At 56.7% G+C, this 16,105-nt stretch carries 9 protein-coding genes; 8 read left to right on the top strand and 1 reads right to left on the bottom strand.

The window, feature by feature from the left end:
* Positions 1-235: 235 nt before the first annotated feature.
* From prfB to NYE74_RS07125, 3 genes are all read left to right on the top strand, one after another.
* Positions 236-1,346 (top strand): peptide chain release factor 2 gene (gene prfB, locus NYE74_RS07115; RefSeq protein ID WP_213509737.1). Its coding sequence is split into 2 segments (ribosomal slippage): positions 236-307 and positions 309-1,346, totalling 1,110 coding nucleotides; the frame shifts between segments, so codons are not numbered across the junction.
* Between the two features lie 141 nt (positions 1,347-1,487).
* Positions 1,488-2,372, top strand: coding sequence for a YitT family protein (locus NYE74_RS07120; RefSeq protein ID WP_036619364.1), 885 nt, complete (start codon positions 1,488-1,490; stop codon positions 2,370-2,372).
* Between the two features lie 185 nt (positions 2,373-2,557).
* Positions 2,558-8,920, top strand: coding sequence for a phosphodiester glycosidase family protein (locus tag NYE74_RS07125; protein ID WP_326043557.1), 6,363 nt, complete (start codon positions 2,558-2,560; stop codon positions 8,918-8,920).
* A gap of 65 nt (positions 8,921-8,985) precedes the next feature.
* On the opposite strand, the gene NYE74_RS07130 is transcribed toward NYE74_RS07125, so the two are convergent.
* Positions 8,986-9,678, bottom strand: a complete 693-nt coding sequence (locus tag NYE74_RS07130; RefSeq protein WP_326043558.1) for a PIG-L deacetylase family protein — start codon at positions 9,676-9,678, stop codon at positions 8,986-8,988.
* A 234-nt stretch (positions 9,679-9,912) separates the two neighbouring features.
* Between NYE74_RS07130 and argC the strand changes: the two genes are divergently transcribed.
* The 5 genes from argC to argF all read left to right on the top strand — a co-directional run bounded on the left by argC (position 9,913) and on the right by argF (position 16,058).
* A complete protein-coding gene (gene argC / locus NYE74_RS07135) occupies positions 9,913-10,965 on the top strand; it encodes an N-acetyl-gamma-glutamyl-phosphate reductase (protein WP_270619438.1) in 1,053 nt (350 codons plus the stop codon).
* 99 nt (positions 10,966-11,064) lie between these two features.
* Complete coding sequence (argJ, locus tag NYE74_RS07140) at positions 11,065-12,300, top strand: bifunctional glutamate N-acetyltransferase/amino-acid acetyltransferase ArgJ (protein ID WP_036619368.1); 1,236 nt, start codon at positions 11,065-11,067, stop codon at positions 12,298-12,300.
* A 117-nt stretch (positions 12,301-12,417) separates the two neighbouring features.
* On the top strand, positions 12,418-13,257 hold the full coding sequence (gene argB / locus NYE74_RS07145) for an acetylglutamate kinase (RefSeq protein WP_036619370.1): 840 nt from the start codon (positions 12,418-12,420) through the stop codon (positions 13,255-13,257).
* Positions 13,258-13,721: 464 nt separating this feature from the next.
* A complete protein-coding gene (locus tag NYE74_RS07150; RefSeq protein WP_316560918.1) occupies positions 13,722-15,092 on the top strand; it encodes an acetylornithine transaminase in 1,371 nt (456 codons plus the stop codon).
* A 3-nt stretch (positions 15,093-15,095) separates the two neighbouring features.
* Positions 15,096-16,058 carry an ornithine carbamoyltransferase gene (gene argF, locus NYE74_RS07155; protein WP_124333353.1) on the top strand — a complete coding sequence of 321 codons (963 nt, stop codon included), beginning with the start codon at positions 15,096-15,098 and terminating at the stop codon, positions 16,056-16,058.
* Positions 16,059-16,105: the final 47 nt, after the last annotated feature.

A 16,105-nucleotide genomic window follows, 5' to 3' on the forward strand; every position in this document is an offset into this window, starting at 1 on the left:
ATGCGAGTTCAAAAAGTCGGATTTTCAGGACCGAGAAGGTTGGATGAAGCCAGGGACTGAGTAGCGGAGCGTAGACAGATCTACGTGAGTCAAATGTTTCCGAAGGAAACATGCTTCGGAAGCATCCGCTTGGAAGGCCCGGCTGAATTCAAGATTCGACGCCCGATCCATTCCCTAAACTCTTCGTCATGGAAAGACGACTTTTTGAACAACCTCTTAATGAAAGGTGATTAACATGATCGAGGCCAACGTAAAGCATGATATGCGCGAAATCGCCAAGAAATTATCCAATCTTAGGGGGTCTCTTTGACTTAGATCTTAAGCAAGAGATGATCGCCAACTATGAAGAAAAAATGGCGGCCCCGGACTTTTGGGACGACAACGAGAAGGCTCAGGCGATCATCGCCGAGATGAACGCCGTGAAGTCCTCCGTTGATCAGTACCTGGCGCTGCAAGGGGAATATGACGACATCGAAACGATGGCCGAGCTGGCCGAGGAGGAAGGCGACGAGTCGCTGGCAGCGGAGATTTCCGAGTCCGTTACCGCTATGGCGAGGAAGCTGGAGGATTTCGAGCTTCAACTGCTGCTTAATCAGCCTTACGACAAAATGAACGCGATTCTGGAACTTCACCCTGGCGCGGGCGGCACCGAATCCCAGGACTGGGGGCAAATGCTGCTGCGGATGTACACCCGCTGGGCCGAGAAACGCGGCTTCAAGGTAGAGACGCTGGACTATTTGCCCGGCGACGAAGCGGGGATCAAAAGCGTAACCCTGCTGATTAAAGGGTACAACGCTTACGGCTACCTGAAGGCGGAAAAAGGCGTGCACCGCTTGGTGCGGATTTCGCCGTTTGACGCTTCCGGGCGGCGTCACACCTCGTTTGTATCCTGCGATGTCGTGCCGGAGATCAGCGAAGACGTCGAAGTCGAAGTCCGTCCCGAGGACTTGAAGATCGACACGTACCGTGCCAGCGGCGCCGGCGGCCAGCACATCAACACGACCGACTCGGCGGTGCGGATTACGCATATTCCGACCGGGATCGTGGTGACGTGCCAGAACGAGCGCTCCCAGATCAAAAACCGCGAGCGCGCCATGACGATGCTTCGTTCCAAGCTGTACGAGCGCAAGCTGGAGGAGCAGCAGAAGGAACTGGACGAAATCCGCGGCGAGCAATCCGATATCGCCTGGGGCAGTCAGATCCGTTCCTACGTGTTCCATCCGTACAGCATGGTGAAAGATCACCGCACCTCGGTGGAGACGGGCAACATCGGCGCGGTCATGGACGGAGACCTGGACGCGTTTATTGACGGATATTTGCGCAGCCAAATTCGCTCCGAGGCCTAATTTCGTCCTTGTGCCGCATTCAACTATAGAACCGAAAACCCACCTCAGGCGAAGGGCTTGTCCCGCCTTGATCGGGTGGGTTTTTATTTTTCGGGTGCATACATAATAGTTTTAGAAGCGATCAAATAAGGAGGGGCCGCGGTGCCGCCTAAAACCCGCAAACGCAGATTTGGGGATTATATTCCTTTAACTGGACCGGTACGCCATGCGATCGACACGGCGATGATTCTCGTAGGATCGCTGATCACGGCGCTGGCCTTCAACTTATTTCTCGTCCCGAACCACATCGCCTCGGGCGGCGTATCGGGGATTTCGATTATCGTTCAAGCGCTATTTGGCATGGAGCCGGCGTATACCCAGTGGGCGCTGAATATTCCTCTTTTTGTCGCGGGGTATTTACTGCTCGGGCGGGATTACGCGATTCGCTCTTTGCTAGGTACGGTCGTTTTGCCTTTATTCGTGTTTCTGACCAAAGATTTTCCGGTCCCGACGACCGACCCGCTGCTCGCTTCTTTGTATGGGGGGATCGGCGTAGGCCTGGGGCTGGGCATCGTTTTTCGGGGGCGCGGATCGACCGGAGGTTTGTCCACGCTTGCGCAAATCATTCAGAAGTACAGCGGGCTCAGCCTATCCGTTTGCGTTGTCCTGATGGACGGTACCGTGATTGCATTGGCTATGTTTATACTCTCCCCGGAAAAGGCGCTATACGCTCTAATCGGCCTATACATTACCGGCAAAATCATCGACGCGATCGAGCTTGGCTTTAACTATACGAAAGTGGCCTATATCATCGCCGAAAAGACCGAGGAAATCTCGAAGGCTGTGCTGTCGCAATTGGACCGCGGGCTCACCAAGCTGGACGGGCGCGGCGGATATACCGGCGATCAACGGACCGTGCTGATGGTGGTCGTGGGGCAAAGCGAGGTCACCCGGCTCAAAACGCTCGTACAGACGCTGGACCCCACCGCCTTCGTCATCATCACAAATGCCCATGAGGTTTTGGGAGAAGGGTTTAAGCGAGGGTAAGAAAAAACTCCTCTATATTTAGCGGTTAAAGTAAATCGCTAAATATAGAGGAGTTTTCTTTACGAAGTATTAATTTAACAGTCACTCCAAGATTGTTAACACCCGCTAAACACACCATTGACAATCCAAACTTATTATTATCAAGAAGTATTACTAACCAAACCGAGAGGAGTTCATTTTTAGTTATGGGCATTATCGAAAAATCGGGCAGGCGTACGTTAATCATGCTTCTGATCGCAGCTGTTTTGTTATCGTGCTTCCCCATGGGGGCAGCGCGGGCGGAGGAAATGAAGGCGGCGCCGTTTGGACAAGTTCTGGACGAGCGCAAAATGGAAATAGGCCCGGACGCACATTACACTTGGTACGATATGAAGCTGCCGCAAGGCTTGGAAAAAGTCCATTTTGTCGAGTTTGATCCGCGGAATCCCGCGCTTGAGCTGCAGCCGGGTAAAACGGAAGGCAAAGTATACGGCATGCAGGGAGTCACCAAGATGGCCAATGACGCGGATCGCTCCGGCAATCGGGTTATTGCCGCGATCAACGCGGATTTCTATGACATGTCGACGGGCGTGCCGCTCGGTCTGTTTATGGGGGATGGAGAGATTTTGACCAGCCCTCCCGACGATTGGTTTGCGTTTGGGATGAAAAGCGACGGAACGACCATTTACGGTCCTAGCCCCAGACTGGATAGAACGCTGAATATCAACGGCAATACCGTGCCGATTCATCATATTAACCGGATGCGGTTCAACAGCGAGGCGCTGATCCTTTACACACCTTCTTTCTATACCTCCACCATGACGAACGATCTGGGTGACGAGGTTGAACTGGAAGTTTTGGACGGAGCGGTGAAAAGCGGGGAAACGATGCGGCTGCGCGTTGCGGCCATCCACAAGGACAAAGGGAACACGCCGCTTGCGGAAGGCAAAGTGGTGTTGTCCGCTTCCGGCAGTTACCGGGAGATGCTGTCGGGGCTGAAAATCGGCGACGAAATCACCGCCAGTTTTGCTTTTGAAGAGGCGTGGGGCGATGTGAAAATGGCGGTCGGCGGACAGCACCTGCTGGTCAAGGACGGAGTACCGATGTCCGATCCGGACCGGGAGCTGTATCCGCGGGTGGCGATCGGAACTAAGGCCGACGGCACGGTGGTTATGCTGGAAGTCGACGGGCGTGCGCCGGGGTTCAGCGAAGGCGTATCCTTTCAGGATTTGGCGCTCATGTTGAAAGACATGGGGATTGTCGACGCGCTGCTTCTTGACGGAGGCGGTTCGGCGACGTTTGTGGCCAGACTTCCCGGGGAGCCGACGCGGAAAATATTGAACCGACCTTCCGATGGAGCGGAGCGCAAAACCGCAAACGGCATTTTGCTTGTCAATAAAGCGCCGGAATCCGCGGCATCCAAGCTCGTGGTCCAGCCGAACCTGGAGCGGGTGCTGATCGGTTCTAGTTTCCGGTTCAATACGGCTGCCGTCGATGAGTATGCCCATCCTGCCCCGTTTGCGGGATCGCCAAATTGGAGTGTGGATGCATCCGTCGGGTCGATCGATGAATCGGGATTGTTTACGGCGGGAAATACGCCGGGAATGGCTGATATTTCCGTTACGGCCGGCGGCCTCGCGGGAAGCGGACAGGTAGAAGTCGTGGACGAACTGAGCGAACTGAAGTTTCCCGACGCGGTCAGAACGTTTACCTCGGGAGCTCAGCAAACCTTGTCCGTGACGGCGTTGCGGAACGGGCAAGTGATTCAGGCGGACAACCGCATGTTCGAGTGGCGGGTAGAAGGTCCGATCGGGAGCATTGACGAGAACGGAACGTTCACCGCGACGACGGAGACTGAACAAAGCGGCAGGATTATCGCGAGCTATCGGGGAATAGAAGTTTCCATGGATGTTCACGTTGGCCTCCCTCCGGTGATTCTGGAGGATTTCGAGAACGGACTGGACCGGTATCTGCCAAGCGCAGGCGACCGGTACACATTGGCCGGCGTCAGCGAAGAAACGAATGAGGACTTTGTCCGCTTCGGCAACAAGTCGGCGAAGCTGGAGTACGACTTCACGGGGACGATCGGGACTTCCGGAGCTTATATCAAAGCGAAAAGCACCGACGATTACATCGAAATTCCGGGATATCCGGAAAAAATCAGCATGTGGGTTTATGGAGACGGGAAGAAGCACTGGCTCCGGGCACAAATGTTCGACGCCAACGGCGGGAATATCCCGATCAACTTTGTCGAAGAGACCGTAGGCGTCGACTTCACGGGCTGGCGCTATCTGGAGGCGGAGGTGCCGCAAGGCAGACCGCTGCCGCTGAAACTCGCCATGCCGGTGCGCTATATGGAAACGAAAAACGATAATAAGGACGCGGGCGCGATCTATATCGACCAAATCCGGGCACTGTACGGTCCCGCGAACGACGATTTGGACGCCCCGTTGATCAAGGACGTTTCCCCCGCGGATGGGAACACGATCGACACGAATACGCCGAAAATCCAAGCCTTTGGCGAAGATTACGGGTATGATCCGGCGGTTCATCCGGGGACGACGCTGATCGATCCGGATAAAATCAGGCTGTATGTTGATGGAGAACTGGTACAGCACACACTGTATCCGCCTAAAGGGCAAATCCACTATACTCCCGCCATTCCCCTGACGGACGGAGTTCACGCGGCCAAGCTGAAAATCCGCGATTTGTCCGGCAATCAGACGGAGAAGGAATGGACGTTCACGGTCGATACCGGAGCGCCGAAAATCGAATACGACGGCCCGGCAAGCGTGTATGCGGGCAATTCGTATACGCTCGGCGTGCGGGCGGTGAAGGCTGCGGGAATTCACGAAGGGTTTATCGAATTCGGCTTTGATCCGGCCAAGGCGGAGGATCTGCAGGTTGCGGCAAGCGAAAAGCTGACGGAAACCCAGCTGCGGTCTGCGATCGAACCCGAATCCGGGACGGTTCGGATTGATTTCAACGGTCTGGAGGCGTCCGGCTTGACGGATCATGAGCCGCTTGCGCAAATCCGGTTCAAGGTGAAACCGGCCGCGTCCGATACGCATCGTATCGCCTTCCGGTCCGGCGCGATCAAGCTGAAGGATCAGGGAGATACCAGCTTCAGGCTTTACGGCTTGCCGGTCGAGTCGGAGATCAGACACCATTTGCGGCTCGCATGGGACGAAAACGGGGTTATCCAAGGAGGGGCCACGACGATTCAGGTCACCGATGAAGCGGGCGCCGCCGTTGAAGACGCGACAGTGACGGCCGACGGCACCGAGCTCGGCGTTACGGACGCGAGCGGGAAGCTGGAAACGAACGACCTTACGGACGGGTTGAAAGAGTACGAGCTGCAAGCGGTGAAGGGGAATTTCTACAGTCCCGTGCTCAAATTCAAGGTTTCGCCATTGGCCGGGAATCCGGTTCCGAACAATATCAGCGTAACGATGGGGGCGGATCCGAGCAGCTCGCGCGCTTTTACATGGCATACGCATCCGGATGTGAAAGAAACGGTTGTGGAGATTGCCAAGAAATCGGAATTTATTGATTTTTCCCAACCTAACGTATTTAAGGTGATTGGTTCCGACTACTTGTTCAACACGTGGGACATCGGAACCGTCAGGGTGCACAAGGCGGTCGCCGACAACCTGGATCCCGGAACGGAGTACGTCTACCGGGTAGGCGACGGAGCCGGGAACACCAGCTCGCAGGGAACGTTCCGCACGGCCGCGGCATCCGGGGACGCGTTCGAGTTTCTCTATTTTGCCGATTCCCAGGCGACCAACGCGTCCGGCTTCAAATTGTGGGGAGATATCGCCAAGAAAGCGGCGGCGGAACATCCGGACTCCAGCTTCATGGTGCATGCTGGCGATATGGTGGAAGACGGATATAAGGAAAACGAGTGGAACATGTGGTTTGGCGCCGCCCAGCAGACGTTATTGAACAGTACGATCGTATCCGTCGTCGGCAACCACGAAGTCACCGGTCCGAAGAAAAACGATTATTTCCTGGCGCACTTCAATCATCCGCAGAATGGCATCGATTCGTTGAAAGGAAGCAATTACTCTTTTGATTATCTGAATGCGCATTTTGCCGTTTTGAACAGCGAATACGATTTTGAAAAACAGCGGGAATGGTTGCGGGAGGACTTGGCGTCGACCGGCAAGACGTGGAAGATCGTCATATTCCACCGTGGCGCGTACGGCAGCATTTACGATTCGGAGCATATCCGGAACGCCTGGACTCCGGTTTTAGACGAGTTCCGGGTCGACCTGGCTCTGAACGGACACGACCATGTGTATATGCGGACCCATCCGATGAAAGGCAACAAGCCGGTCGGGGAAGGAGAAGGGACGACTTACGTCGTGGCCGGCTCTACCGGTCCGAAATTTTATCAGGTGGTGCCGCGCGAATGGCAGAAAATTACGGACGGCGAAGAGGTCCAGATGTATGCATCGATCAAAATAGACGGGGATGAACTGAGCTTTGCCGCCAAGACCATCACTGACCGGATCGTGGATCGGTTTACACTGGCCAAAGCGGCCCCGCAATCCGTCGTACTGGATCGCACGGAAGCCAAAATTCAGGTGGGCGGCAGCATCAAGCTGAACGCCACCGTATTGCCCGAGCACGCGAATAATAAGTCGGTCACCTGGTCCGTTTACAGCTCGAGCGGGGATAACGTCGTCACGGTCGACGCGGACGGTCTGGTTACCGCTCATGAATCGGGAACGGCGGTTGTCAGAGCTTCCACCGTCACCCAGGCCGTTTACGCCGACAGTGTAATCGAGGTGGTGCCGCCGTCGCCGGGTGCCGAGTTGGCCGCTATCGAATTGCGTGGGCGGGATAAACTTTATGTCGGCGAGACGGATCAAACGGTGACGGAAGCCGTTTATGACGACGGGTCCCGTCGGCAGGTGGTTGAAGGTGTTCAGTACGCAAGCAGCCGTCCGGAAGTTGCAACTATCGACGCGGCCGGCGTGATCCGGGCGCTTAGCGAGGGCACGACGGTGATTTCCGCGGAATTTGCGGGAATGAGCGGGCAATACACGCTGATCATTGAAGGACAGAAACCGGATGTTAAGCTGGAGCGTTTGGAGATGGATCTTCGCCGGAACATGACGGAGGGGGAAACTCAAACGGCCCGCTTGACGGGGACTTACAGCGACGGAACGTCCGTCTCTTTGACGGATGGGGTTGAATTCAGCAGCAGCCATCCGGCGGTTGCCGCGGTAAATACCGCCGGGGTAGTTAGAGCCGTCCGGGAGGGCCAGACGGTCATTACGGCGACTTACGAGAATCATACCGCCAGCGTTGAAGTGACGGTTGGACGGGATCGTTTGACGGGCGGCAGGGGGAAATCGTCGAATAAGAGCAATAATACGCCGGCACCGCCAACCGCGCCTGCCTCTCCTCCAACGTCCGAAACACCGGGACGATTCGTGGTGAAGCCGGAGCAGTTCAGCGGCCAAGAGGCAGTAAACGGACAAATCGAACTCCGTTTTGAAGGGGTGCTGCGCGAATTAATTCTGCCGGGGAATGCGGGGGAACTGCTTGAGAGCAATGCTTTATTTGTGCAAGCAGGCAATATGGCTGTCTCTATCCCGTCCGGGGTCATTCGATCTCTTATCAGTTTGGCGAAATCCGAACATCCGGAGAACAGTACCATTGTACTGAAGGCACATGCCTTGCAAGCCGAGGAAGCCCAAATTCTCCTGCGTAACGCAAGCGTGCGTTCCGGGGCAGGGATTGAAGCGGCGAGCGACGTGATGGACTTCTCGCTGTCCTTGACCAGCAAGGAAGGCGATACCGTTTGGCTGACCCGGTTCAATGAACCGATCGGAATATTCCTGCCGGCGAACCCGGATGCGGACAGGAACTTGACGGGGATTTACGGTATTGCCGGCGATGGATCGCTTGAATACTTGGGCGGCGTTTGGAAGGATAAATTTTTGGCGGCATCGTTGAACCAGGCCGGCAGATACGCTGTACTGGAATATACGAAGACGTTCACCGATTTGCCGGACGGTCATTGGGCGGCAAGTGAGATCAGGCATCTCGCGGCAAAACATCTGGTGGAGGGCGTTTCCGGCGACAAGTTCCAACCGGGCCGGCAAGTGACGCGGGCGGAATTTGCCTCAATGCTGGTTCGTCTGCTCGATCTCCAGGGCACGGGTGCGGACGCTGGGTTCGCGGACGTGGCTCCGGACAAGTGGTATGCGGACGAAGTTGCGTTAGCGGCACAAGCGGGAATCGTAACCGGTACGGGCGCCGCAAGTTTTGCGCCGGATGCGCCGATCACCCGTCAGGAGATGGCTGTCATGATCGTTCGGGCGTATGAGTACGGTTCTGGCCAACCTGCGCAGCCAGTTACCGAATCCGGCTTCACGGACATCGCCTCCGCCCCGCAATGGGCGAAAGCGGCGATAAACGTAGCCCGTTCCCTCGGGCTTGTTGAAGGGCGGACGGATGTTTCTTTTGGCCCTGAAGAATACGGAACGCGCGCTGAAAGCGCCAAGCTCATCTACAATCTGATGGAGACCATGGGAGACCATGGGGGCTAATTCCTAATCTGGATAAAAACGCAGCCTGTGTTCGATACTCAAGCGAACACAGGCTGCTTCTTTTTTTAACTCAAACCATCATAGATGGAATGCTCCTGCTTCAGCGGAAACCGGACTCCCCGCTCCCAGGCCAGTTCGAATGACTCAAACCCGAGGTGCGGCGGAACATGGGGGCCTAATTTGCCGAATACCCGCTCAACGCTGAGGATTTGCGATTCATGGGCCTCAAGCGCCCGGCGTTTGGCGTCCCAGCGGCCGGCGGCTTCCACGCGCAGCACACTCGACTTTTTCGAATCAAATGATCCGAATTGGTTATAGTACAACTTTTGTACCGTGGGCGCCTGGCCGCTAAATATCACATCATTCACGGCATAATGGATCACAATATGATCCTGATGCCCGGAAATGCCGTCCTCCGGAAACGTGACGACGATTTCGGCTTGATGGCGCCGCAAAAAATCAGCGACCTTTTCCCGCAGCAGGGCCGGATCCGTTTCCTTCAGCTTCCCGTCGCCCATTCCCAACTGCTCCACCGTGGAGATGCCTAATATGTTGGCGGCTTTCTCCAGTTCCAGGTCTCTTTTGGCGGCCAGCTCCTCCCGGGTCATGGCCCCTAATCGCCCGGTCTTCCCCGCGTCCCCGCGGGTTGCCGTCAGCAGCACCGCACGGCTCCCTTCATCGGCGATTTGCCGGATCAGATACGAACAGCCGAACGTCTCATCATCGGGATGAGCGTAAACAAAAGCTACGGTTGTCATGATGAACCTCCTCCTTACTCCACTCCTGCTGTTTATGATTTACTACCTACTATACTTTAATATGGCCAAATCGTTAAGTCCGGCCGTTTCCTAACATTGCCGTGTAAATTTTTTGGAATGGGATTGTATTTATATAAGTTCGCTCGTATAATAATACATATTTAATACGGTTTTATACATTCCGGGTTGTTGGTTTGATAGAAACAGGCGGGAGAAGAAAGCGAGGGCAAGCAGGTGAACGGGGAAAAAGTAAAAGTCGCGATTGTCGGTTCTACGGGGTACGGAGGCGTGGAGCTGATTCGTTTTTTATGGGGGCATCCAGCGGTAGAGATTGTTTCGGTCATTTCGGCATCCAGCGCCGGAGCGCCGATTTCGGAAGGGTTTCCGCATTTGTCGGAGATTATCGTCCAATCTCTGGACGCGGTGGAGCCGGAGGAAATCGCCGCCAAAGCGGAGGTTGTATTCACCGCAACGCCGTCCGGCGTCAGCGGCAAGCTGGTGCCTGAGCTGTTGAAGGCCGGGCTGAAGGTGATCGATCTTTCCGGCGATTTTCGGCTTAAAGACGGGGACGTGTATGAAACGTGGTATAAGCATGGGGCGCCGGACGGCAAGCTGCTGGAGCAGGCGGTTTACGGGCTCAGTGAAATATACGGAGACGAGGTGCGCGGCGCAGGGCTAATCTCCAACCCCGGCTGTTATCCGACGGCGACCCTGCTGGGTCTGATCCCGGCGCTCAGCGCGGGTTGGATCGATCCGGGCAGCATTATCATCGACGCCAAATCAGGCGTGTCCGGTTCGGGCAGAGGCACAAGCCTGACGACGCATTATGCGGAGATCAACGAAAATTTAAAAGCCTATAAAGTGAATAAACACCAGCATATTCCCGAAATCGAGCAAATTTTATCCCAGGTCGCCGGCGAGCCGGTGACAGTGACGTTTACGACACATCTGGCGCCGATGACGAGGGGAATTATGAGCACAATATACGCCGGGCTCAAGGGCGCATATACCGAGGACGATTTGATTCAGCTGTACCGGCAGTTTTACAAGGGGCGTTCTTTTGTCCGCATTCGCGAAAACGGCATCTGGCCGGCGACGAAAGAAGTGTTCGGCTCCAACTATTGCGACATCGGGTTTGCGGCGGATCGGCGGACCGGAAGGCTGACGATCATTTCCGTGATCGACAACATGGTCAAAGGGGCCGCGGGCCAGGCGATTCAAAACTTGAACCTGATGATGGGCTGGGACGAAACGGCCGGACTGAACTACGTTCCAGTTTATCCGTAAATTAAGTTCACGGTTGGCGGGGCTTTTGGCCTCCTCGAAAATAAACAGCGCGTTTAAGCGAAAGTATCGAAATCGGCTGAAGATGGAAAGGAGAACGTCATGGGAGTAGTTAGTTTATTTCGCGTTGCGCCGGAGGGAGGCATTACCGCTCCAAAAGGCTTCCGGGCCGGCGGACTGCATTGCGGCTTGAAAAAAACGCCGCGCAACGATCTCGGCGCAATCGTATGCGAGGTGCCGGCGGCGGCGGCGGCCGTGTACACGACAAACGTGTTCCAGGCCGCCCCGTTGAAGGTGACGCGGGAGAGCATCGCGTCGGGAGGGCGGCTGCTGCGGGCCGTCGTCGTCAACAGCGGCAACGCCAACGCTTGCACCGGCGCGCAGGGCGAAGCCGACGCGTACGCGATGCGCGCGGCGGCGGCCGCGGCGTTTGGGCTCGGCGAGCACGAAGTCGCCGTAGCCTCGACCGGGGTCATCGGCGAACTGCTGCCGATGGACCGCGTTTCCGCCGGCATCGCCGGTTTGCCGGCGGCATTGGCGGCGAGCGGCGAGGGCGCCGAGCAGTTTTGCCAGGCGATTTTGACCACCGACCTCGTGAAAAAAGAGGTGTGCGTCAAGCTGGACGTTGACGGGTGCGAGGTGACGATCGCCGGGGCGGCCAAAGGCTCGGGCATGATTCATCCGAACATGGCGACGATGCTCGCTTTCGTGACGACCGACGCCGCGATCGAGCCGCAGGCCTTGCAAAGCTTGCTGGGTGAGACGACCGACCTGACATTTAATATGATCACGGTCGACGGAGATACCAGCACAAACGACATGCTGCTGGCGATGGCCAGCGGCCTGGCCGGCGGCGGCGAGCTTGCGCCGGGTCACGCCGACTGGGACGCCTTCGCCGCCGCGTTCCGGCACGTGTGCGAGACGCTCGCCAAGGCGATCGCCCGCGACGGCGAGGGCGCCACGCGCCTGGTCGAGGTGACGGTCACGGGGGCTGTCACCGATGGGTCTGCCCGCGCCATCGCCAAAACGATCGTTGGCTCGAGCCTGGTCAAATCGGCGGTGTTTGGCGCCGACGCCAACTGGGGGCGGATCATCGCGGCGGCGGGCCGGGCAGGCGAGCCGATCAACCCCGAGACCGTCGACATCAGGCTCGGCCACATTCTCGTGCTGTCGGGCTCGCGGCCGATTCCTTTCGACGAGGATGAGGCGCTCGCCTATCTCAAGGGCGACACCGTGAACATCTTCGTGGACCTGCATAACGGCAAGGGCGAAGCGACCGCCTGGGGCTGCGATTTAACCTACGATTACGTGCGGATTAACGCCGCTTACCGGACTTAGTCCAGGGGCGGACCGATAGTTTAAGATGAACTTTATTGCTATTGCTATTGCTATTGCTATTGCGCTTGCGCTTCACCTAATTTTGAAATCTATCGGACGGAAAGGAGCATTTGAACGATGACAACGGCAGTAAACAGCGCTCCGGATGCGGCGGGTAAGCTTTCCGGAGGGCGGATGTTTGTCATGAAATGCGGAGGCAGCACGCTTGCGGAGCTGCCGGATTCTTTTTTCGGCGATCTCGTCAAGCTGCAGGAGAGCGGAGTCCAGCCGGTTATCGTGCATGGAGGCGGGCCGGCGATCTCGGAAAATCTCGGCAAGCTCGGGATCGAAAGCAAGTTCGTGAACGGGCTGCGCTATACCTCGGAAGAGGTGCTTGACGTGGTGGAGATGGTGCTGTCCGGCAGCATCAACAAGATGATCGTGCGCCGCATCGCCAAGTCCGGCGGCAAGGCGCTTGGCCTGTCCGGCGTGGACGGCGGCCTGCTGCAGGCGAAGCCGGTGGCGGCTAGCCATGAAGTTGGCTTGGTCGGCGAAGTGACCGGGGTCAACGCCGATTTGGTGGCCGGCGTGCTGAACCTCGGCTATATGCCGGTCATCGCTCCGGTCGGCGCCGGACCGGACGGCCAGCGCTACAACATCAACGCCGATACCGCGGCCGGCGCGGTAGCGTCCGAATTGGGCGTGTCGAGGATGATCGTCGTCACGGACGTCCCCGGCATCATGAAGACCGTGAATGGGGAAAAGCGCGTGCTGGAGACGATTACCGTACAGCAGATCGAGGACATGATTTTGGCCGGGGAAATTTACGGCGGCATGATTCCGAAGGTTCGCGCAGCGGTAGACTGCATCAGCGGCAAAGTCAAGGAAGTCGTCATCGTCAACGGCGCCGAACCCGGCGTGCTGGGGAAAGTACTGTCCGGCGAAAAGATCGGTACCAAAATCGTCCGGATGCAGTAGCCCCGTTGTTCCCGTTTGCGCTATAGTGCGTTATAGTTAGGTTAATAGAGTGACGGTAGATATATGTTAGACTAATAGACGCTGGATTGCGGAGACTAGCCTGTAGAACAACCAGTAGAGCAACAAGTAGAGCAACAAGTAGAACAACAAGTAGAACAACCAGTAGAACAATCCGGATACGTGGTCTCATCAAAATAGCGGAGTTTTATGCTCTTATTTTTTGGAATTGAACATGTTCATCCCGAATAGCGGCATTTTTGGTCCTTATTTTCCAGGGGCGGTCCCGAAAAAGTGGCAATTCCCTGCGGTTCGTGAAAATAACGACATAAATTGCCTCTATTTCACTCAAAGTGGGGGATTGGCCGAAATAACGACATTTTTTGCCTTTATGTTACGTGTGTTGGTCGTGAAAAGAGCTGCACAGCGAGTCGATTTCTTAATCATAGACAGGAGTGATAAAACTTATGGCACAAAGCGACGTAAAAGAAACGGGGAAACCTGCGGAAACTGCCGCCAATGGAGCGGGGAGCGCCTCTTTAACCGGAAGTCCAGGTGCGAGCACCAGCCCTAGTCCAAGCTTCAGCCTTGGAGCAAATTCCAGCCTCAGTGCAAGTTCCAACCCTAATGGAAGCTCAAGCCCTGGCGCCAACTCGGGCTCCAGCGCGCTTTTTCCAAGCTATGCCCGGTATCCGATTCATCTGGTAAAAGGCCAGGGGAGCTGGCTGTGGGATGACAAAGGCAACCGCTATTTGGACTTTATGAGCGGTCTGGCCGTAGCCAATCTGGGACATGCACCGGAAAAAGTGAAGGCCAAGGTGAAAGCCCAGCTCGACGAACTGTGGCATGTATGCAACCTGTTCCACATTCCGCAGCAGGAGACGGCGGCCCGGATGCTGACCGAGGTCAGCTGCGCTGATGTGGTGTTTTTCTGCAACAGCGGCGCGGAGGCGAACGAAGCGGCGATCAAGCTGGCGCGCAGGTACCACCAGAAGGTGAAGGGAACGGAACGTTATGAGATTATTACGTTCGAGCAGTCGTTCCACGGCCGGACGCTGGCCACGCTGACGGCCACCGGCCAGCAAAAGGTAAAGGACGGCTTCCTGCCGCTGCCGGCCGGCTTTAAAACCGTGCCGCTGTATGACCTGGACGCGCTCAAAGCCGCCATCGGCCCGCACACCGCAGCGGTGATGCTGGAAATGGTTCAAGCCGAGGGCGGTGTGTACCCGGTCGATCACGGCTTTGTGCAGGAGCTTGCGGCGCTGTGCCGGGAGCAGGGCCTGCTGCTGATCATCGACGAGGTGCAAACGGGTATGGGCCGGACCGGCAAGTGGTTCGCCTACCAGCACTACGGCATTGAGCCGGACATTTTCACTTCGGCGAAAGGTATCGCCAGCGGCCTCCCGGCCGGGGCAATGCTGGCGAAGGAGTATTTGCGCGAGGCGTTTACGCCGGGAACGCATGCCTCCACCTTCGGCGGCAACCCGGTCATAGCGGCGGCGATCATCGCTACGCTTGAAACGATGAAGGAAGAGCGGATTCCCGAACACGCGGACGAGATGGGACGCTACCTGATCAGCCGCCTGGAGGAAACGTTCCAGGCCGTGCCGTTCGTCAAGGAGGTTCGCGGCAAAGGCCTGTTGATCGGCATCGAATGCGCCGGACCGGTCGCGGATATCGTGACGCTTGGCCAGGAGAAAGGCCTGCTGTTCGTCACGGCGGGACCCAACGTCATCCGTCTGCTGCCGAACCTGAAGGTAACGAAGGATGACATCGATCAGGCCGTAGCCATGCTGGCCGACGTGATCGCAGCCTATACCGCCAAGGAGGGGAAATAACCGATGACTTTGCTGGAGCAGGGGAAACACAGCAGTATTAGCCTTAGCGGACGTGATTTTATCGAATTGACCGATTATACTATGGAGGAAATCCACTACCTGATCGACCTGGCCGTTGAGCTCAAGCGCAAACAGAAGAACGGCGAGGTCTATCAGCCGCTCAAAGGCAAAACCGTGGGGCTGATTTTCGAAAAATCGTCGACGCGGACGCGGGTGTCTTTTGAAGTGGGCATTTATCAATTGGGCGGGCATGCGTTGTTTTTGAGCAAAAACGACATCCAACTCGGGCGCGGCGAGACGATCGCCGATACGGCCGGGGTGATGTCCCGCTATTTGGACGGCATCATGATTCGTACGTTTGGCCACGACAGAGTGGTCGAGTTGGCCCGCCACGCCGCCGTGCCGGTGATTAACGGCCTCAGTGATGCGGCTCATCCGTGCCAGGTGCTGGCCGACTACCAGACGCTTTACGAGCACAAAGGGAAGCTCCAAGGGCTCAAGCTGGCCTACATCGGCGACGGCAACAACATGGCCCATTCGCTGATGATCGGCGGGGCGAAGCTTGGGGTGCACGTGTCGGTGGCAAGCCCTGAGGGCTACGAGCCGGACCCGCAAATCGTGGCGGACGCGAAGGAAATCGCCAAAGCGACGGGGGCGCGGATTGAAGTGGTCCGCGAGCCGAAAGAGGCTGTGCGGGACGCCGACGCCATTTATACGGACGTGTGGGCCAGCATGGGCTTTGAAGAGGAGCAGAAAATCCGGGAGATCGCTTTTAAGGATTATCAGGTCAACGAAGAGCTGGCGAAATACGCCAAACCGGACTACGTCTTTCTGCACTGTTTGCCGGCGCATCGCGGCGAAGAGGTCAGCGAAGGCGTCATCGACGGCCCGCATTCGATTATTTTTGACGAGGCCGAGAACCGGCTGCATGCCCAAAAAGCGCTGCTGGCGGCTTTGCTCGGATAATTTGGGGGATGCCCGGGGTAGACACGGCCAGCGTCGAATATCTGAGC

The sequence above is a fragment of the Paenibacillus sp. FSL P4-0127 genome (genome assembly GCF_038007325.1).
Taxonomy (GTDB): domain Bacteria; phylum Bacillota; class Bacilli; order Paenibacillales; family Paenibacillaceae; genus Fontibacillus; species Fontibacillus macerans.